At 71.4% G+C, this 18,151-nt stretch carries 16 protein-coding genes; 7 read left to right on the top strand and 9 right to left on the bottom strand.

Translation table 11 applies throughout. The annotated features are described in order from the left end of the window. Positions 1-236: 236 nt before the first annotated feature. The 4 genes from A8W25_RS12885 (at position 237) to galK (ending at position 4,235) form a co-directional block, all read left to right on the top strand. Positions 237-911, top strand: coding sequence for a helix-turn-helix transcriptional regulator (locus A8W25_RS12885; RefSeq protein WP_067160004.1), 675 nt, complete (start codon positions 237-239; stop codon positions 909-911). Positions 912-1,070: 159 nt separating this feature from the next. Continuing rightward, positions 1,071-2,120: a galactose-1-phosphate uridylyltransferase gene (gene galT / locus A8W25_RS12880; protein WP_067160001.1), complete on the top strand. Its 1,050-nt coding sequence runs from the start codon at positions 1,071-1,073 to the stop codon at positions 2,118-2,120. Further along, entirely contained in the window at positions 2,117-3,097 is a 981-nt protein-coding gene (galE, locus tag A8W25_RS12875) for a UDP-glucose 4-epimerase GalE (protein WP_067159998.1), read from the top strand. Before galT ends, galE begins: the two co-directional genes overlap by 4 nt. Continuing rightward, positions 3,090-4,235, top strand: a complete 1,146-nt coding sequence (galK, locus tag A8W25_RS12870) for a galactokinase (protein WP_067159995.1) — start codon at positions 3,090-3,092, stop codon at positions 4,233-4,235. The genes galE and galK overlap by 8 nt, the downstream gene beginning before the upstream one ends. 24 nt (positions 4,236-4,259) lie before the next feature. Here galK and A8W25_RS12865 read toward each other — a convergent pair whose 3' ends face one another. Then, entirely contained in the window at positions 4,260-4,700 is a 441-nt protein-coding gene (locus A8W25_RS12865) for a GNAT family N-acetyltransferase (RefSeq protein ID WP_067159993.1), read from the bottom strand. 241 nt (positions 4,701-4,941) lie between these two features. Here A8W25_RS12865 and A8W25_RS12860 point away from each other — a divergent pair, with 241 nt between their 5' ends. Next, on the top strand, positions 4,942-5,709 hold the full coding sequence (locus tag A8W25_RS12860; RefSeq protein ID WP_067159989.1) for a LuxR C-terminal-related transcriptional regulator: 768 nt from the start codon (positions 4,942-4,944) through the stop codon (positions 5,707-5,709). Here the strand turns inward: A8W25_RS12860 and A8W25_RS12855 are convergent. Continuing rightward, complete coding sequence (locus tag A8W25_RS12855) at positions 5,668-6,165, bottom strand: MarR family winged helix-turn-helix transcriptional regulator (RefSeq protein WP_067159986.1); 498 nt, start codon at positions 6,163-6,165, stop codon at positions 5,668-5,670. The genes A8W25_RS12860 and A8W25_RS12855 overlap by 42 nt on opposite strands. 131 nt (positions 6,166-6,296) lie before the next feature. Between A8W25_RS12855 and A8W25_RS12850 the strand changes: the two genes are divergently transcribed. Next, entirely contained in the window at positions 6,297-7,298 is a 1,002-nt protein-coding gene (locus A8W25_RS12850; protein ID WP_079125989.1) for a methyltransferase domain-containing protein, read from the top strand. Positions 7,299-7,360: 62 nt separating this feature from the next. On the opposite strand, the gene A8W25_RS12845 is transcribed toward A8W25_RS12850, so the two are convergent. The 3 genes from A8W25_RS12845 to A8W25_RS12835 form a co-directional block, all read right to left on the bottom strand. Further along, the gene (locus tag A8W25_RS12845; protein WP_234386414.1) at positions 7,361-9,067 is read right to left on the bottom strand and encodes an FG-GAP repeat domain-containing protein; all 1,707 of its coding nucleotides are present in this window, start codon (positions 9,065-9,067) and stop codon (positions 7,361-7,363) included. 294 nt (positions 9,068-9,361) lie between these two features. Further along, complete coding sequence (locus A8W25_RS12840; protein WP_067159980.1) at positions 9,362-10,060, bottom strand: TetR/AcrR family transcriptional regulator; 699 nt, start codon at positions 10,058-10,060, stop codon at positions 9,362-9,364. After that, positions 10,060-11,088, bottom strand: a complete 1,029-nt coding sequence (locus A8W25_RS12835) for an acyl-CoA desaturase (RefSeq protein WP_067159977.1) — start codon at positions 11,086-11,088, stop codon at positions 10,060-10,062. Before A8W25_RS12835 ends, A8W25_RS12840 begins: the two co-directional genes overlap by 1 nt. Positions 11,089-11,307: 219 nt before the next feature. Between A8W25_RS12835 and ppc the strand changes: the two genes are divergently transcribed. Then, positions 11,308-14,037, top strand: a complete 2,730-nt coding sequence (ppc, locus tag A8W25_RS12830) for a phosphoenolpyruvate carboxylase (protein WP_067159973.1) — start codon at positions 11,308-11,310, stop codon at positions 14,035-14,037. An 85-nt stretch (positions 14,038-14,122) separates the two neighbouring features. On the opposite strand, the gene pth is transcribed toward ppc, so the two are convergent. From pth to glmU, 4 genes are all read right to left on the bottom strand, one after another. Continuing rightward, the gene (gene pth, locus A8W25_RS12825) at positions 14,123-14,716 is read right to left on the bottom strand and encodes an aminoacyl-tRNA hydrolase (protein ID WP_067159969.1); all 594 of its coding nucleotides are present in this window, start codon (positions 14,714-14,716) and stop codon (positions 14,123-14,125) included. An 89-nt stretch (positions 14,717-14,805) separates the two neighbouring features. Further along, the gene (locus A8W25_RS12820; RefSeq protein ID WP_067159967.1) at positions 14,806-15,393 is read right to left on the bottom strand and encodes a 50S ribosomal protein L25/general stress protein Ctc; all 588 of its coding nucleotides are present in this window, start codon (positions 15,391-15,393) and stop codon (positions 14,806-14,808) included. Positions 15,394-15,587: 194 nt separating this feature from the next. Then, a complete protein-coding gene (locus A8W25_RS12815; RefSeq protein ID WP_067159963.1) occupies positions 15,588-16,562 on the bottom strand; it encodes a ribose-phosphate diphosphokinase in 975 nt (324 codons plus the stop codon). A 117-nt stretch (positions 16,563-16,679) separates the two neighbouring features. After that, complete coding sequence (glmU, locus tag A8W25_RS12810; RefSeq protein ID WP_079125988.1) at positions 16,680-18,128, bottom strand: bifunctional UDP-N-acetylglucosamine diphosphorylase/glucosamine-1-phosphate N-acetyltransferase GlmU; 1,449 nt, start codon at positions 18,126-18,128, stop codon at positions 16,680-16,682. Between the last annotated feature and the right edge of the window lie 23 nt (positions 18,129-18,151).

The following is an 18,151-nucleotide window of genomic DNA, read 5'->3' as shown; positions in this document are numbered from 1 at the left end:
CTTCTCCAGCACGGCGGCCCCGGCCGCGGAGCACTCTCCGCGGCCGGGGCCGCCGCGTTCACCTGGGCGGACACAAACATTCGCCAAGTAGTCCTGAATGCCGGGGATTTCGACAATCCGGGCGTCTTCTCACCGGTAGGGGGCGCGCGACGTCGAACAAGCGTGTAGCTTGCCGGGTCAGGGAGGGCCGGGCCAGGGGAGTTGGCAACGTGCCCCGGGGGGATGGGGGTTGCTCGATGGGCGTGCGGCTCATGGTGGTCGACGACCACCGCCTGCTCGCGGAGGCGCTCGCCTCGGCACTCAAGCTCCGCGGGCACCGGGTGCTCGCCGCGGCCGCTCCGGTCGCCGGGGCGGCCGAGCTGGTGGTGTCACGGGCGCCGGAGGTGTGTCTGCTCGGCACGGCCACGCCCGCCGAGCCGGGGGTGTTCGACCCGATCGTGAAGATCAAACGTGAGCGGCCGCAGGTGGCCGTGGTGGTGCTCGGGCCGGTGCCCAGCCCGCGCGGGATCGCCGCCGCGTTCGCCGCGGGCGCCTCCGGTTACGTACGGCACGACGAGCGCATCGAGGGCGTGGAGCGCGCCATGGTCAAGGCGCGCTCGGGGGAGGCGGCGGTGGCGCCGCAGCTGCTCCAGGGCGCCTTCGCGGAGCTGCTCAACCCGGCCGCGCAGCCGGACGACGAGGGGCAGCGGCTGCTCCAGATGCTGACCCCGCGCGAGGTCGAGGTGCTGGTCAGGGTCGCGGACGGGGAGGACACCCGGCTGATCGCGGCGGGCATGGGCATCGCCCCCTCCACCGCGCGCACCCATGTCCAGCGCGTCCTGATGAAGCTGGGCGTCGGCTCCCGCCTGGAGGCGGCGGCGCTGGCCGCCCGCACCGGGCTCCTGGACCGGGCGGTCCCTCCGGCGGGCTGAGCCGGATCTCTCCTCTGCCGGTGCTGTGGGCGCGACCGCGTGGCGGTCGCGCCCACAGCCGTGTGCGGCCCCGTGCGTCCGTCTTCGTCGCGCCCATTGACTGATGGTGTTGGCTCGTGGTTCTTTATGTTTGGTTCTGTTTGAAGCTGGAGGGTGCAGGTGAAGAAGACGTCGACCCGGCTCGCCGACGGCCGTGAGCTGCTCTACTACGACTTGCGGGACGACGTCGTACGGGACGAGAGCGACGCCCGGCCGCTCGATCCCGTCTCCACCGCATCGGAGATCCGCCGGGACCCCCTGCTCGGGGACTCCGTGGCCATCGCCTCGCACCGCCAGGGCCGCACCTACCACCCGCCCGCCGACGACTGCCCCCTGTGCCCCTCGCGCGACGGGCGGCACAGCGAGATCCCGGCCGCCGACTACGACGTGGCCGTCTTCGAGAACCGCTTCCCCTCCCTGGCCGGGGACTCCGGGCGCTGCGAGGTCGTCTGCTTCACCCCCGACCACGACGCCTCCTTCGCCGACCTCACCGAGGAGCAGGCCGCCCTCGTCCTGGAGGCGTGGACCGACCGGACCGCGGAACTCGCCGAACTCCCCCAGGTGGAGCAGGTGTTCTGCTTCGAGAACCGGGGCGCCGAGATCGGCGTCACCCTCGGCCACCCGCACGGCCAGATCTACGGCTACCCCTTCACCACCCCCCGCACCGCCCTCATGCTCCGCTCGCTGGCCGAGCACCGCGAGCGCACCGGCGGCCGCAACCTCTTCGACGACACCGTCGCGCGCGAGCTCGCCGAAGGCGTCCGGGTCGTCCTGGAGGGCGAGCACTGGGTCGCCTTCGTGCCGTACGCCGCGCACTGGCCCTACGAGGTGCACCTCTACCCCCGCCGCCGGGTCCCGGACCTGCGGGCCCTGGACGACGGCGCGCGCACGGAGTTCCCACAGGTCTATCTGGAACTCTTGAGGCGCTTCGACCGGATCTTCGGGGACGCCGAACCGCCCACGCCGTACATTTCGGCCTGGCACCAGGCACCGTTCTCCGAAAGCGCCGACCGGCGGGAATTCGCTCTGCACCTGGAGCTTTTCACCGTTCGCCGTACTTCCGGCAAGCTGAAGTTCCTCGCGGGTTCCGAGTCGGGCATGAGTGTGTTCATCAATGACGTGCCGCCGGAGGCCGCGGCCCGGCGACTGCGAGAGGTAGCGAGTTCATGAGCGGGAAGTACCTGGTCACCGGCGGCGCCGGCTATGTCGGCAGCGTGGTGGCGCGCCACCTCGTCGAGGCCGGCCACTCGGTGACCGTCCTCGACGACCTCTCCACGGGCTTTCGCGAAGCCGTCCCGGCGGGCGCGGAGTTCATCGAGGGCCGTATCCAGGAGGCGGCGCGCTGGCTGGACGCCTCGTATGACGCCGTGCTGCACTTCGCCGCGTTCTCGCAGGTCGGGGAGTCGGTGGCGCGCCCCGAGAAGTACTGGTCGAACAACGTCGGCGGCACCATGGCGCTGCTCGACGCGATGCGCGCGGCGGGCGTGCGCACGCTGGTGTTCTCCTCCACCGCCGCGACCTACGGCGAACCGGCCTCCGCGCTGCTCACCGAGGCCGACCCGACCGCCCCCACCAGCCCCTACGGCGCCTCCAAGCTCGCCGTGGACCACATGATCACCGGCGAGGCCGCCGCGCACGGCCTCGCGGCCGTCTCCCTGCGGTACTTCAACGTGGCCGGGGCGTACGGCAGCTGCGGCGAGCGGCACGACCCCGAGTCGCATCTGATCCCGCTGCTGCTCCAGGTCGCCCTCGGCGAGCGGGAGTCGATCTCGGTGTTCGGGGACGACTACCCGACCCCGGACGGCACCTGTGTACGCGACTACATCCACGTCGCCGACCTCGCCGAGGCGCATCTGCTCGCGCTGGCCGCGGCGACCGCCGGAGAGCACCTGATCTGCAACCTCGGCAACGGCAACGGGTTCTCCGTCCGCGAGGTCGTCGAGACCGTACGCAAGGTCACCGGGCATCCGGTCCCCGAGGTCATCGCCGGGCGGCGGCCGGGCGACCCGGCCGTCCTGGTCGCCTCCGCCGCCCGCGCCCACGAGCGGCTCGGCTGGCAGCCCTCCCGCGCGGACCTCGAAGGGATCGTCGCGGACGCCTGGGACTTCGCGCGGCGCGGGCACGGGCGGGAGAACCCGGATGACTGACGTCGCGGAGCAGTTCCGCAAGCTGTACGGCGCGGAGCCCGAGGGGGTCTGGGAGGCGCCCGGACGGGTCAACCTCATCGGCGAGTACACCGACTTCAACGACGGCTTCGTGATGCCGCTGGCGCTTCCCCACACGGCGGTCGCGGCGGTGTCGCGGCGCACCGACGGGGTGCTGAGGCTGCACTCGGCCGATGTGGACGGCGGAGTCGTCCAGCTCGACGCCGACGCCCTGGAGCCCCTGGCGAGCGGCGGCTGGGCCGCGTATCCGGCGGGTGTGGTCTGGGCGCTGCGCGAGGCGGGCCACCCGGTCACCGGTGCCGACGTCCACCTCTCCTCGGCGGTGCCGACCGGCGCGGGGCTCTCCTCCTCGGCGGCGCTGGAGGTCGTGACCGCGCTGGCCCTGAACGACCTGTACGAACTGGGGCTCACCGGGCCCGAGTTGGCGCGTCTGGCCCAGCGCGCCGAGAACGCCTTCGTGGGCGTCCCCTGCGGCATCATGGACCAGACCGCGTCCGCCTGCTGTACCGAGGGCCATGTGCTGCACCTGGACACCAGGGACCTCTCGCTGCGCCAGGTCCCCTTCGACCTCGCCGCGCACGGGCTCGCGCTCCTCGTCGTGGACACCCGGGTGAAGCACGCGCTCGGAGACGGCGCGTACGCCGCGCGGCGCGCCGCCTGCGAGGCGGGTGCGCGGGCGCTCGGTGTGCGGACCCTGCGCGAGGTTCCGTACGCGCGCCTCCATGCCGCGCTGGCCAGGCTCGACTCCGAAACCGTTCGCCGGTGCGTACGCCATGTGGTGAGCGACAACGAGCGGGTGGAGCGGGTCGCGGCGCATCTGGCGGCGGGTGATCCGCGCGCGGCCGGCCCGGTCCTCACCGAGGGCCACGCCTCGCTCCGCGACGATCTGCGGGTCTCCTGCGCCGAGTTGGACCTGGTCGTGGCCTCGTCGGTGGCGGCCGGGGCGCTCGGCGCGCGGATGACGGGCGGCGGCTTCGGCGGGTCCGCGGTCGTCCTCACCGAGGCGGCGGCGGTGGACACGGTCACCAAGTCGGTCGAGGAGGCCTTCGCCGCGGCCGGGTACACCGCGCCCAGGGTCTTCGAGGCGCTCCCGTCGGCGGGAGCGCGCCGCAGGAGCTGACCCGGGCCGGTGCCCGGCCCCGGCTCACAGCCGCTTGGCCAGGATGAACTCGGTGACGCCCGGCGGGTAGTCGGGCACCTCGCCCACCACCTCGTACCCCTGTTTGCGGTAGAAGTCCGGCGCCTGGAAGTCCCAGGTCTCCACGCGGGAGAAGGCGCAGGAGCGCTCGGTGCGGGCCGACTCCTCGGCGCGGGCCAGGAGTTGGCCGCCCAGGCCCGCGCCCCGGTGGGCCGCGTCCACCCACAGCAGGTCCACATGGAGCCAGGAGGCCCAGGTGCGGCCGGTGAGACCGCCCGCCAGGCCGCCCTTGTCGTCCATCACCCATACGTGGAGCGGCAGTTCCTTCTCGTCCGGGGTGCCCCGCAGGGCACGCAGCACCGAAGAGGCCTCGGTATTGGTGTCCTTGAGCAGCTGACCCAGCAGAATCCGTCGAGCCTTGTCCACTTCCGTCTCAAAACGAAACATGGGCCACACCCTAAACAACCCGGTCAATCAGTTCTGCAAATTGCCTTCCGCTTCCGGCCCACGGCCCTACTCTGAAGCACAGCACCGGTGGGGGCCGGTGTTGATCAGGGGGCGAGGCAGTCGGGTACGACGCCCGGGGTGGGGTACCAGTCAGTCCACGGCGGCGGCCGCGCGACTGCCGTTTCCCCCTCTTCGGGCGCCGTGCCCTGACCGGTCCGTTCCCCGACGCATGGGGGTGTCTGTGGTTCGTATCCGGGTTCTCGTGGTGGATGACCACCGAATCTTCGCGGAGTCGCTGGCCGCCGCCCTGGCGGCCGAGCCCGACGTCGACGTCGCGGCCGCCGGCAGCGGCCCGGCAGCGCTGCGCTGTCTGGAGCGGGGGGCCTCCGAGGGCCGCCGCTTCGACGTGATGCTCGTCGACGCCGACCTCGGCGCGCTCGCCGGGGCGCCGGTGGCCCGGGCCGTGCCGGACGGCGGCGGCGCCGACGGGCTGGTGGACGGCATCTCGCTGGTCGCCGGGGTCCGTTCGGGCCAGCCCGCCGTGCGTACGGTGGTGCTCGCCGAGAAGGACGACCCGCGCCGCGCCGCGCTCGCGCTCCAGGCGGGGGCGTCCGGCTGGGTGGCCAAGGACTGCTCGCTCCAGCGGCTGCTCGCGGTGATCAGAGGAGTGCTGCGGGACGAGACGCATCTGCCGCCCGCGCTGCTCACCGGCGTGCTGCGCGAGCTCACGGCCGCCCGCAAGCACCGCACCGAGAGCGAGCGCCTGGTGGAGTCGCTGACCCCGCGCGAGCGCGAGGTGCTGCGGTGCATGGTCGCCGGTCTGGGCCGCAAGGCGGTCGCCGAACGCCTCTTCCTCTCCCCGCACACGGTCCGCACCCATATGCAGAACGTGCTGGGCAAGCTCGGCGTGCACTCCACGCTGGCCGCCGTCGCCCTGGCCCGCCGGGCCGGGGTCGGCCCGGTCGACCTAGCCGGGGATGTTGTCGAACGGGGCGGTCAACTGGCGTAGCAGCGCCGCCAGTTCCCCCCGCTGGGTGCGCGACAGCTGGGCCAGGATGGCCCGCTCCTGCTCCAGGAGCCCGGCCAGCGCCTGGTCCGCCCGGTCGCGCCCCTCGGGGGTGAGGCGGACCAGGACCCCGCGCCGGTCGCTGGGGTCGGGGAGCCGCTCGACCAGGCCCTTCTTGGCGAGCCGGTCGATCCTGTTGGTCATGGTGCCCGAGGTGACCAGCGTCTGGGTGAGCAACTGCCCGGGAGAGAGCTGGTAGGGGGCGCCCGCGCGCCGCAGCGACGTCAGGACGTCGAACTCCCAGGGCTCCAGCTGATGCTCGGAGAAGGCGAGTCTGCGCGCCCGGTCGAGGTGGCGCGCCAGCCTGCTGACGCGGCTGAGCACCTCAAGCGGCTCCACGTCGAGGTCCGGGCGCTCGCGGCGCCATGCTGAGACCAGTCGGTCGACCTCGTCCTCCATGTCGATCAGTGTAGAGGGTCTGTCGACGTGAAGTCTCTTGACGTCAAGATATATAAACCCCCACCATTGGGCATGGAGGGCCCGGGACTCTGTTCCGCTTCGGTCAGCCGTACCTGCAAGGGGGCTCGAACATGCATTCCGATTTCGTCCCGGAGTCCGTCGAGACGCCGCCCCGGGAGTTCACCGGCACGTCCGCCCGGACGTCCGACCCGCTGCCCGCTCCCCTCTGGGATCCGCAGCAGTACCTGCACCATTCCGGCCATCGCACCCGGCCCTTCCTCGATCTGCTCGCGAGGATCCCGGCCCTGCCGGGCTTCGCCGGCGCGGCCGCCGCCGACACGGCCGCAGCCGGCGAGCCCGCCGCCCGGGGCATGGGGTCCCCGCACACCAGGGACATCCACCCGGGGCCCGGGACCCGTCCGCCCGCCCGGATCGCGGACCTCGGCTGCGGCCCGGGAAACGTCACCGCACTGCTCACGGAGCGCTGGCCCGAAGCCCGGGTCACCGGCTTCGACCTCTCGCCCGAGATGCTCGCCCAGGCCGACAAGGACCACGCGGGCACCACCCCGGGCGGCGGCTGGCTGGACTTCCGCCCCGCCGACCTCGCCCACTGGACGCCCGAGGAGCCGTACGACCTGATCGTCTCCAACGCCGCCCTCCAGTGGGTCCCCAACCACCCCGAGTCCCTCGCCTGCTGGATCGACGGCCTCACCCCCGGCGGCACCCTCGCCTTCCAGGTCCCCGGCAACTTCACCTCGCCCAGCCACGCCCTGCTCGGCGAGCTCTGCGAGTCGCCGCGCTGGCGAGCCCGGCTGGGCGACCACGGGCGCCGCTATGTGCACATCCTGGGCCCCGCCGACTATCTGCTGCGCCTGACCGGCCTCGGCTGCGAGGCGGACGTCTGGGAGACGACGTACTCCCAGCTGCTGCCCGGCGAGGACCCGGTCCTGGACTGGGTCAAGGGCACCGCCCTGCGCCCGGCCCTGACCGCGCTCGCCGACGACGAGGAGGCCACCGGGGCCTTCCTCGCCGAGTACCGCGAGCTGCTGCGCCGCGCGTACCCGCCGGGCCCGCACGGCACGGTCTTCCCGTTCCGCCGGATCTTCGCCGTGGCGCGCAGAACGGACCGCTGAAGCCCGGACACAGCGGTTCCCCGCGCCCCCTGGCGGGACGCGGGGAACCGTGGCGCGCGCTCTTAGTAGAGGTCGCGGTAGATGTTCCAGCCGTCGCCCAGCTTCACCCGGGACTTGAAGCCGCCGTAGCCGTTCGACTCGTAACGGAACGCCTCGCCGCGCGAGTTGGTGGCCACCAGGTCCGCCCGGCCGTCGCCGTTGAGGTCGCCGGGGGCCGCGATGTTCCTGAACTGCTGCCAGCCCGGGCCGACGTAGACCCGCGACTTGAACGGCGAGGCGGAGTCGCCGGTGCCCGCGTACAGATACAGCTTGCCGTCGCCGGTGCGCGCGACGATGTCGGTCAGCCCGTCCCCGGTGAGGTCGCCGGCGCCCACGATCCTGTCGTACGCGTTCCAGCCGCCGCCGACCTTGAGGCGGGAGGAGAACTGGTAGCCGTTGCCGTAGCCCCGGTAGAGGTAGAGCGTGCCGGAGCCGTCGCGGGCCAGCAGGTCGCTCTTGCCGTCGTTGTTCAGGTCGCCCGGGCCGACCAGGGAGTCGAAGCCGCCCCAGCCGCCGCCCGCGTCGCTGAGGCTGGAGCCGATGTAGAGGTGCCCGCCGTCCCACTGGAGCAGGTCGCCGTAGAGGCTGCCGTGGATCGAGGCCGCGAAGGCGAGCCGGCGCGAGTTGGCGAAGACGCCGTCGTCGCTGGCCCGGAAGCGCTGCGAGAGCTGGCCGTTGTACTCGGAGTAGTACTGCCAGAGCGTGCCCTTGGTGTCGCGGGCGATGACGGCGCTCTTCACCGGGGTCGCGTTGGCGCCCGTACCGCTGAAGGCCTGGGTGTACTCCCAGCCCGTGCCCATCTTCACCGGGTTCGCGAAGTTGCCCTTGCCGTCGGCCGCGTAGAAGTACAGCGTGCCGCCGTTGCTGCGGGCCGCGAGGTCGGCGTAGCCGTCGCCGTTGCCGTCGTCGATCGAGAGGATCTGGTTGTACGCGGTCCAGCCGCCGCCGATCCGCACCCGGGACTTCAGCGGGTCGGTCGCGTTGCCGGTGCCCGCGTAGAAGTACAGGTCGCCGCCGGGCGTCCGGGCCACGACGTCGCCGAAGCCGTCGCCGTTCATGTCGTTGGCGCCGACCAGCTGGTCGTAGCCCTGCCAGCCGCCGCCGACCTTGATGCGCCCGGCGAACGGGTCACCCGCGGCGAGACCCTTGCCCGGGTACAGGTACAGGTCGCCGCCCGGCGTGCGGGCCAGGACGTCGCCCTTGCCGTCGCCGGTCAGATCGGCCGCGCCCACGATCTTGTTGTAGGCGTTCCAGCCGCCGCCCGTCCAGGTCGCGTAGGGGGAGCCGTTGTTCGTCACGTCGGCGTAGAGCGAGAGGATCCCGCCCGGCTGCACGGTCAGCAGCTCGGGGGTGCCGTTCCCGTCCAGGTCGCCCGGAGTGATGATCTCCTTGTAGGCGCCGAAGGAGTTGGCGAACGCCGGGTTCTCCTTCTCGGTCCAGGTCTCCAGGTACGTCTGGTCGTCGATGCCCCGGTAGAGCAGGTCCGAGCTGCCGTCCTTGTTGAGGTCCAGGCGCGGCTTGGCGGCGGTGGCGGCCGCGGCCGCCGACGACCTGGGGCTCCGCTGCGGGAGTGCGCCCGTCGGGTTGCCGGCGGACGGCTTGGCGGCCTGGACGGCCGCCTTGGGGGCCTTCGGCGCCTCGTCGGCCGCGGCCGTGCCCGAAAGGAGCATGCCGGCCGAGAGCGCGAGGGCGGTGCAGGCCGCGAGACGGCCGGGGCGCAAGGTGCGCACAGAAGACAAAATTCCCCCCAGGGAATATGCGGGTGGAACCGGGTCGAATTCGCTGCGGCTCACGCGAAAGCGGAGCGCGCGGAAACATTCCTCGCGGGGCCCACACGCAGCGCGTCGAATCGGACGTTGAGGCACGCGTGGCCGCTCACGAAGGAATGCCGGAATCCCCCCCGGGAATGTGCGTGAAGCCTACAGCCGATACGAGTGTGGTTGAAGAGCGAAATGGGCCACGAGAAGAACTCGCGACCCATTCGAGATCATCCGGATCCGGCGGTCATCGCACCCGGCCACCGCTCAGTTCTTGCGGTGCCCTATCAGCCGCGGTTTCTGCTCCAGGCCGTCGAGGCCGTGCCACGCCAGATTCACCAGGTGCGCGGCCACCTCCGCCTTCTTGGGCTTGCGCACGTCGAGCCACCACTGGCCGGTCAGCGCGACCATGCCGACCAGCGCCTGCGCGTACAGCGGGGCGAGCTTGGGGTCGAAGCCGCGGGCCTTGAACTCCAGGCCGAGGATGTCCTCGACCTGGGTCGCGATGTCGGAGATCAGCGAGGCGAAGGTGCCCGTCGACTGCGCCACGGGGGAGTCCCGCACCAGGATGCGGAACCCGTCCGTGTACTTCTCGATGTAGTCGAGCAGCGCGAACGCGGCCTGCTCCAGGAGCTCGCGCGGGTGCCCCGCCGTCAGGGCGCCCGTCACGCCGTCCAGGAGCGAGCGCATCTCGCGGTCGACCACTACCGCGTACAGCCCCTCCTTGCCGCCGAAGTGCTCGTAGACCACCGGCTTGGAGACGCCTGCCTTGGCCGCGATCTCCTCCACCGACGTGCCCTCGAAGCCCTTCTCGGCGAAGAGCGTGCGGCCGATGTCCAGCAACTGCTCCCGGCGCTCCGCGCCCGTCATCCGGGTACGGCGGGTCCGCCGGGGTCGTTCGGTGCCCGCAGAGCCGTTGCTGCTGGTCGTGCGGGTGGTACTGGAGTCGGTCGCCACGTCCTCCATCATGCCGCCTCTGTGGCCTTCTCCTTACGGGCGCTCTCCTCGCGGGCCTTCTCCGCACGCCGGGACGGGGCGCCGGGCTCGCTGCGCTTGGCCTCCAGCCGGGCCTCGGTGGGCCAGCGCACGTCGTACGCCCAGCCCAGCTGCTCGCACCAGCGGATGATCCGGGCGCTGGAGTCGATCTGGCCGCGCATCACGCCGTGCCGCGCCGAGGTCGGGTCGGCGTGGTGCAGGTTGTGCCAGGACTCGCCGCACGACAGGACCGCCAGCCACCACACGTTGCCGGAGCGGTCACGGGACTTGAAGGGGCGCTTGCCCACCGCGTGGCAGATGGAGTTGATGGACCAGGTGACGTGGTGCAGCAGCGCGACCCGGACCATCGAGCCCCAGAAGAACGCGGTGAACGCGCCCCACCACGACATCGTCACCAGACCGCCCACGATCGGCGGAATGGCCAGCGAGAGAATCGTCCAGAAGACGAAGTCGCGCGAGATCCGGCGGATCGCCGGGTCCTTGATCAGATCCGGCGCGTACTTCTCCTGCGAGGTCTGCTCCTCGTTGAACATCCACGCGATGTGGGCCCACCACAGGCCCTTCATCAGCGCGGGCAGCGTCTCGCCGAACCGCCACGGAGAGTGCGGGTCGCCGTCCGCGTCGGAGAACTTGTGGTGCTTGCGGTGATCCGCCACCCAGCGCACCAGCGGGCCCTCCACGGCCATGGATCCGGCCACCGCGAGCGCGATCCGCAGGGGGCGCTTCGCCTTGAAGGAGCCGTGTGTGAAGTAGCGGTGGAAGCCGATGGTGACGCCGTGGCAGCCCAGGTAGTACATGAACACCATGAGGCCGAGGTCGAGCCAGCTCACGCCCCAGCCCCAGGCCAGCGGCACCGCGGCGAGCAGCGCCACGAACGGCACGACGATGAAGAGCAGCAGCGCGATCTGTTCGACGGACCGTTTGCTCTCGCCCCCGCGGGTGGCGGAGGAATCCGGCGGCTCGGTGGCCGGATCGATCAGGTCGGGGCTTGTGGTCATGGGGAATCCCCCCGGGGGGTGAGTGAAGAGACGAGAGGCGCAAGGCTACGGACCCGTAACCTACGGCGACGTAAGTATGGCAGTGCCCCGGCACCGTACAAGAGGGCAGTGGACTGCGACGCGCGCACGGACACCTATCCTGGGTCTCGTCGGACAGCGCGGTCCGCAAGCCTCCAGTACCCCTCCAGACGTGCTCAAACACTGCAAGGAGCCGCACCTGTGAGCAGTGCCGACCAGACCCCCGCCGCCAGCCCCGAGCTTCGCGCCGACATCCGCCGACTGGGTGACCTCCTGGGCGAGGCGCTCGTCCGCCAGGAAGGGCCCGAGCTCCTGGAGCTCGTCGAGCGCGTGCGCGCCCTCACCCGTACGGACGGCGAGGCCGCCGCCGAGCTGCTCGGCGGCACCGAGGTGGAGACCGCCGCCAAGCTCGTACGGGCCTTCTCCACCTACTTCCACCTGGCCAACGTCACCGAGCAGGTGCACCGGGGCCGTGAGCTGCGCGCCCACCGGGCCGCCGAGGGCGGGCTGCTCGCCCGCACCGCCGACATGCTCAAGGACGCGGACCCCGAGCACCTGCGCGAGACGGTCAAGAACCTGAACGTGCGCCCGGTCTTCACCGCGCACCCCACCGAGGCGGCCCGCCGCTCCGTCCTCAACAAGCTGCGCCGTATCGCCGCCCTCCTGGAGACCCCGGTCACCGAGGCCGACCGGCGCCGCCACGACCTGCGGCTCGCCGAGAACATCGACCTCATCTGGCAGACCGACGAGCTGCGCGTGGTCCGCCCCGAGCCCGCCGACGAGGCCCGCAACGCCATCTACTACCTGGACGAGCTGCACGCCAACGCGGTCGGCGACGTCCTGGAGGACCTGGCGGCCGAGCTGGAGCGGGTCGGCGTCGAGCTGCCTCCCGGCACCCGGCCGCTCACCTTCGGCACCTGGATCGGCGGCGACCGCGACGGCAACCCCAACGTGACCCCGCAGGTCACCTGGGACGTGCTGATCCTCCAGCACGAGCACGGCATCAACGACGCGCTCGAAGTGATCGACTTCCTGCGCGGGCTGCTGTCCAACTCGATCCGGTACGCGGGCGCCACCGAGGAGCTCCTGGCCTCCCTCCAGGCCGACCTGGAGGCGCTCCCCGAGATCAGCCCCCGCTACAAGCGGCTCAACGCCGAGGAGCCCTACCGGCTCAAGGCGACCTGCGTACGCCAGAAGCTCGTCAACACCAAGGAGCGGCTCGCCAAGGGCACCCCGCACCTGCCCGGGCGCGACTACCTGGGCACCTCCGAGCTGCTCGCCGACCTCACGCTGATCCAGACGTCGCTGCGCGCCCACCGCGGCGCGCTCTTCGCGGACGGCCGGATGGACCGCACCATCCGCACCCTGGCCGCGTTCGGCCTCCAGCTCGCCACCATGGACGTACGCGAGCACGCCGACGCGCACCACCACGCGCTCGGCCAGCTCTTCGACCGCCTGGGCGAGGAGTCCTGGCGGTACGCGGACATGCCGCGCGAGTACCGCCAGAAGCTGCTCGCCAAGGAGCTCCGCTCGCGGCGCCCGCTGGCCCCCACGCCCGCCCCGCTGGACGAGGCCGGACAGAAGACCCTGGGCGTCTTCGGCACGATCAAGGAGGCCTTCGAGCGGTTCGGCCCCGAGGTGATCGAGTCGTACATCATCTCGATGTGCCAGGGCGCCGACGACGTCTTCGCGGCGGCCGTGCTCGCCCGCGAGGCCGGGCTCGTCGATCTGCACGCGGGCTGGGCGAAGATCGGCATCGTGCCGCTCCTGGAGACCACGGACGAGCTGCGCGCCGCCGACGTCATCCTCGACGAGATGCTGGCCGACCCCTCCTACCGCCGTCTGGTGTCGCTGCGCGGCGACGTCCAGGAGGTCATGCTCGGCTACTCCGACTCCTCCAAGTTCGGCGGCATCACCACCTCCCAGTGGGAGATCCACCGCGCCCAGCGCAGGCTGCGCGACGTCGCCCACCGCTACGGCGTACGGCTGCGGCTCTTCCACGGCCGCGGCGGCACCGTCGGCCGCGGCGGCGGCCCCTCGCACGACGCGATCCTGGCGCAGCCGTGGGGCACCCTGGAGGGCGAGATCAAGGTGACCGAGCAGGGCGAGGTCATCTCCGACAAGTACCTCATCCCCTCGCTGGCCAGGGAGAACCTGGAGCTCACCGTCGCGGCCACCCTCCAGGCGTCCGCGCTGCACACCGCGCCGCGCCAGTCCGACGAGGCGCTGGCGCGCTGGGACGCGGCGATGGACACGGTCTCGGACGCGGCCCACTCGGCGTACCGCAAGCTGGTCGAGGACCCGGACCTGCCCGCGTACTTCTTCGCCTCCACCCCCGTCGACCAGCTCGCCGAGCTGCACCTGGGCTCGCGCCCCTCGCGCCGCCCGGACTCCGGCGCGGGCCTGGACGGGCTGCGGGCCATCCCGTGGGTGTTCGGCTGGACGCAGTCGCGGCAGATCGTGCCCGGCTGGTTCGGCGTGGGCTCGGGCCTGAAGGCGCTGCGCGAGGCCGGTCTGGACACGGTCCTGGACGAGATGCACGAGCAGTGGCACTTCTTCCAGAACTTCATCTCCAACGTGGAGATGACGCTGGCCAAGACCGACCTGCGGATCGCCCGCCACTACGTGGACACCCTGGTGCCGGACGAGCTCAAGCACGTCTTCGCGGACATCGAGGCCGAGCACGCGCTCACGGTCAGCGAGGTGCTGCGGATCACCGGCGGTGAGGAGCTGCTCGGCTCCCACCCGGTGCTCCAGCAGACCTTCGCGATCCGGGACGCCTATCTGGACCCGATCTCCTACCTCCAGGTGTCCCTGCTCGCCCGTCAGCGGGCCGAGGCGGAGCGCGGCGAGAACCCCGACCCGCTGCTCGCCCGGGCGCTGCTGCTGACCGTGAACGGCGTGGCCGCGGGCCTGCGCAACACGGGCTGACCCGCGCACGAGGCACGAAGAAGCCCCGGCGGCCGCACGGCTGCCGGGGCTTCTCGCCGCGTACGTCTGCGTACGTCTGCGTACCTCAGGAGTTGTACGTCGACTGGGCGCGCTCAAGACCCTCGATGACCAGCGCCTCGACGGCGTCCGCCGCGCGGTCCACGAAGTAGTCGAGCTCCTTGCGCTCGGTCGAGGAGAAGTCCTTGAGGACGAAGTCCGCGACCTGCATCCGGCCGGGCGGGCGGCCGATGCCGAAGCGGACGCGGTGGTAGTCCGGGCCGAACGACTTGGTCATCGACTTGAGGCCGTTGTGGCCGTTGTCGCCGCCGCCGAGCTTGAGGCGCAGCACTCCGTAGTCGATGTCCAGCTCGTCGTGGACGGCGACGATGTTCTCGACCGGCACCTTGTAGAAGTCGCGCAGCTGGGTGACCGGGCCGCCCGAGAGGTTCATGTACGAGAGCGGCTTGGCCAGGATCACCCGGCGGTTGAACGGTCCGGCCGGGCCGATACGGCCCTCGACGACCTGGGCGCGCGCCTTGTGCGCCTTGAACTTGCCGCCGATGCGGGAGGCGAGCAGGTCGGCCACCATGAAGCCGACGTTGTGCCGGTTGCCCGTGTACTCGGGGCCGGGGTTGCCGAGCCCCACCACCAGCCAGGGGGCGTTCGCTTCCGTGGTCATCTGTGCTGCGTCTCTCCTCGCGTGACGACAAGAAAAAACGGGGCGGCGGGCCGCAGTGGCCCGCCACCCCGTCAGGCAGAGCGTACGGCTCAGGCCTCGGCGGACTCGTCGCCCTCGGCGTCGGCGGCCGGCTCCTCGGCCTGGGCGGCCAGGATCTGGATGACGACGGCCTCGGGGTCGGTCGCCAGGGTGGTGCCCTTGGGCAGCGCGACGTCCTTGGCGTGGATGGAGGCGCCGGCCTCCAGGCCCTCGATGGAGACGGTGACGGAGGTCGGGATGTGGGTGGCCTCGGCCTCGACGGAGAGCGTGTTCAGCACGTTCTCGACGAGGAAGCTGCCCGGGGCCAGCTCGCCCTCGGTCAGGACGCCGACCTCGACGGTGACCTTCTCGCCCTTCTTGACGAGCAGCAGGTCGACGTGGACCAGGTAACCCTTGATGGCGTCGCGCTGGACGGCCTTCGGGATCGCCAGCTCGTTCTTGCCGTCGATGTCCAGGGAGAGCAGGACGTTCGGGGTACGCAGGGCGAGCTGCAGCTCGTGGCCCGGCAGGGTGATGTGGACCGGCTCGGTGCCGTGGCCGTAGACGACCGCGGGAACCTTGTTCTCACGGCGGATGGTGCGGGCGGCACCCTTGCCGAAGCTGTTACGGACTTCGGCGGCGAGCTTGACCTCGGACATGTGCACTCCTCGTACAACCAGATGGATAGGTGTGGCTGGTTACCCGGCCACGACTGGCCTGCTACGAAGAGCGCGTCGATAACGGACCGCCGTACCGAAACGGGTACGGCCTCCCTCGCCGAGCAACTCGATGAGTCTACCCGGCCGGGAGGCCGCACCCAAAAGGATCTTCTTGGGCCCTGGGGGCCGGGGGCCTACTGCTCCTCGAAGAGGCTCGTCACCGAGCCGTCCTCGAAGACCTCGCGGACCGCGCGCGCGATCGACGGGGCGATCGAGAGGACGGTGACCTTGTCGAGCTCCAGGTCGGCCGGGTCGGGCAGGGTGTTCGTGAAGACGAACTCGCTGACCTTGGAGTTCTTCAGCCGGTCGGCGGCGGGGCCGGACAGGATGCCGTGCGTGGCCGTCACGATGACGTCCTCGGCGCCGTGCGCGAACAGGGCGTCGGCGGCGGCGCAGATGGTGCCACCGGTGTCGATCATGTCGTCGACCAGGACGCAGACGCGGCCCTTGACGTCACCCACGACCTCGTGGACGGTCACCTGGTTGGCGACGTCCTTGTCACGGCGCTTGTGGACGATCGCCAGGGGCGCGTCCAGACGGTCGCACCAGCGGTCGGCGACGCGCACGCGGCCGGCGTCCGGGGAGACGATCGTCAGCTTGGAGCGGTCGACCTTGGCGCCCACGTAGTCCGCGAGGACCGGCAGGGCGGTGAGGTGGTCGACCGGGCCGTCGAAGAAGCCCTGGATCTGGTCGGTGTGCAGATCGACCGTGAGGATCCGGTCGGCGCCGGCCGTCTTCAGGAGGTCCGCGATCAGCCGGGCGGAGATCGGCTCGCGACCCTTGTGCTTCTTGTCCTGGCGGGCGTACCCGTAGGACGGCACGATCACGGTGATGGAGCGGGCCGACGCGCGCTTCAGCGCGTCGATCATGATCAGCTGCTCCATGATCCACTTGTTGATCGGAGCCGTGTGGCTCTGGATCAGGAAGCAGTCGGCGCCGCGCGCCGACTCCTGGAAGCGGACGTAGATCTCACCGTTGGCGAAGTCGAAGGCCTTCGTCGGCACGAGGCCGACACCCAGCTGGTGCGCGACCTCCTCGGCCAGCTCGGGGTGGGCGCGGCCGGAGAAGAGCATCAGCTTCTTCTCGCCGGTCGTCTTGATCCCGGTCACAGCACTGTCTCCTCAGAGGTGTCTTCTGCTGCTGAGCCCGCGCGGTCCCTTGGCGACGAGCCAGCCGAATCGTGTGCGCCTATCACGGTACGCCGTGACAGGCGCAGATGTTTCCGGTCAGTTTTCGCCAACGGCCTCTTCGGAGGCGGCCGCAGCCGCCTGCGCGGCGGCGCTGCCCGGCCGCTTGCGGGCCACCCAGCCCTCGATATTCCGCTGCTGGCCCCGGGCTACGGCCAGCGAGCCGGCGGGCACGTCCTTGGTGATGACGGACCCGGCCGCGGTGTAGGCGCCGTCCCCCACTGTGACAGGAGCAACAAACATGTTGTCCGAGCCCGTCTTGCAGTGCGAGCCGATCGTGGTGTGGTGCTTGGCCTCACCGTCGTAGTTCACGAAGACGCTGGCCGCGCCGATGTTCGTGTACTCGCCGATGGTGGCGTCACCCACGTACGACAGGTGCGGCACCTTGGTGCCCTCGCCGATCGTCGCGTTCTTGGTCTCGACGTACGTGCCGAGCTTCGCCTTCGTGCCGAGGCGGGTGCCCGGGCGCAGATAGGCGTACGGGCCGACCGACGCGCCCTCGCCGACCTCGGAGTCGTACGCCACGGTGTTGTCCACGCGCGCGTCCGGGCCCACCTTGGTGTCGGTCAGCCGGGAGTTGGGGCCGACCTCGGCGCCGCGGCCCAGGTGCGTGGAGCCGAGCAGCTGGGTGCCGGGGTGGACCAGCGAGTCCTGCTCGAAGGTGACGGTGACGTCCACGAAGGTGGTGGCCGGGTCGACCACGGTCACGCCCGCGAGCATCGCGCGCTCAAGAAGGCGGTCGTTGAGGAGGCGGCGGGCCTCGGCGAGCTGGACGCGGTTGTTGATGCCGAGGATCTCGCGGTGGTCGCCGCCGACCGAGGCGCCTACGCGGTGCCCGGCCTCGCGCAGGATGCCCAGCACGTCGGTGAGGTACTCCTCGCCCTGGCTGTTGTCGGTGCGGACCTTGCCGAGCGCGTCCGCGAGCAGGGCGCCGTCGAAGGCGAAGACGCCGGAGTTGATCTCCTTGATGGCGCGCTGGGCGTCGGTGGCGTCCTTGTGCTCGACGATCGCGGTGACCGTGCCCGAGGCGCTGTCGCGCACGATCCGGCCGTAGCCGGTCGAGTCGGGGACCTCGGCGGTGAGCACGGTGACGGCGTTGCCGTCCTCCTCGTGCGTACGGGTCAGCGCGGCGAGCGTGGCGCCGGTCAGCAGCGGGGTGTCGCCGCAGACCACGACGACGGTGCCCTCGATGGACTGGCCGAGCTCTTCGAGGGCCATCCGGACCGCGTGCCCGGTGCCGTTCTGCTCGTACTGGACGGCGGTGCGCACCGAGGCGTCGATCGCGCCGAGGTGGGCGCCGACCTGCTCGCGGGCGTGGCCGACGACCACGACGAGGTGCTCGGGGTCGAGCTCACGGGCGGCCGCCACGACGTGGCCGACGAGCGAACGCCCGCAGATCTCGTGCAGGACCTTCGGGGTGGCCGACTTCATACGGGTGCCCTCACCCGCTGCGAGGACGACGACGGCTGCCGGGCGATTGGCGCTCACGGGAATGCCCTTCGGCTTTGTGT

Origin of the sequence: Streptomyces sp. ERV7, from assembly GCF_001653515.1 — a bacterium.
Lineage (GTDB): Bacteria > Actinomycetota > Actinomycetes > Streptomycetales > Streptomycetaceae > Streptomyces.
Note: the sequence above shows the minus strand (reverse complement) of the source record. Positions and strands in the feature narration are given on the sequence as shown.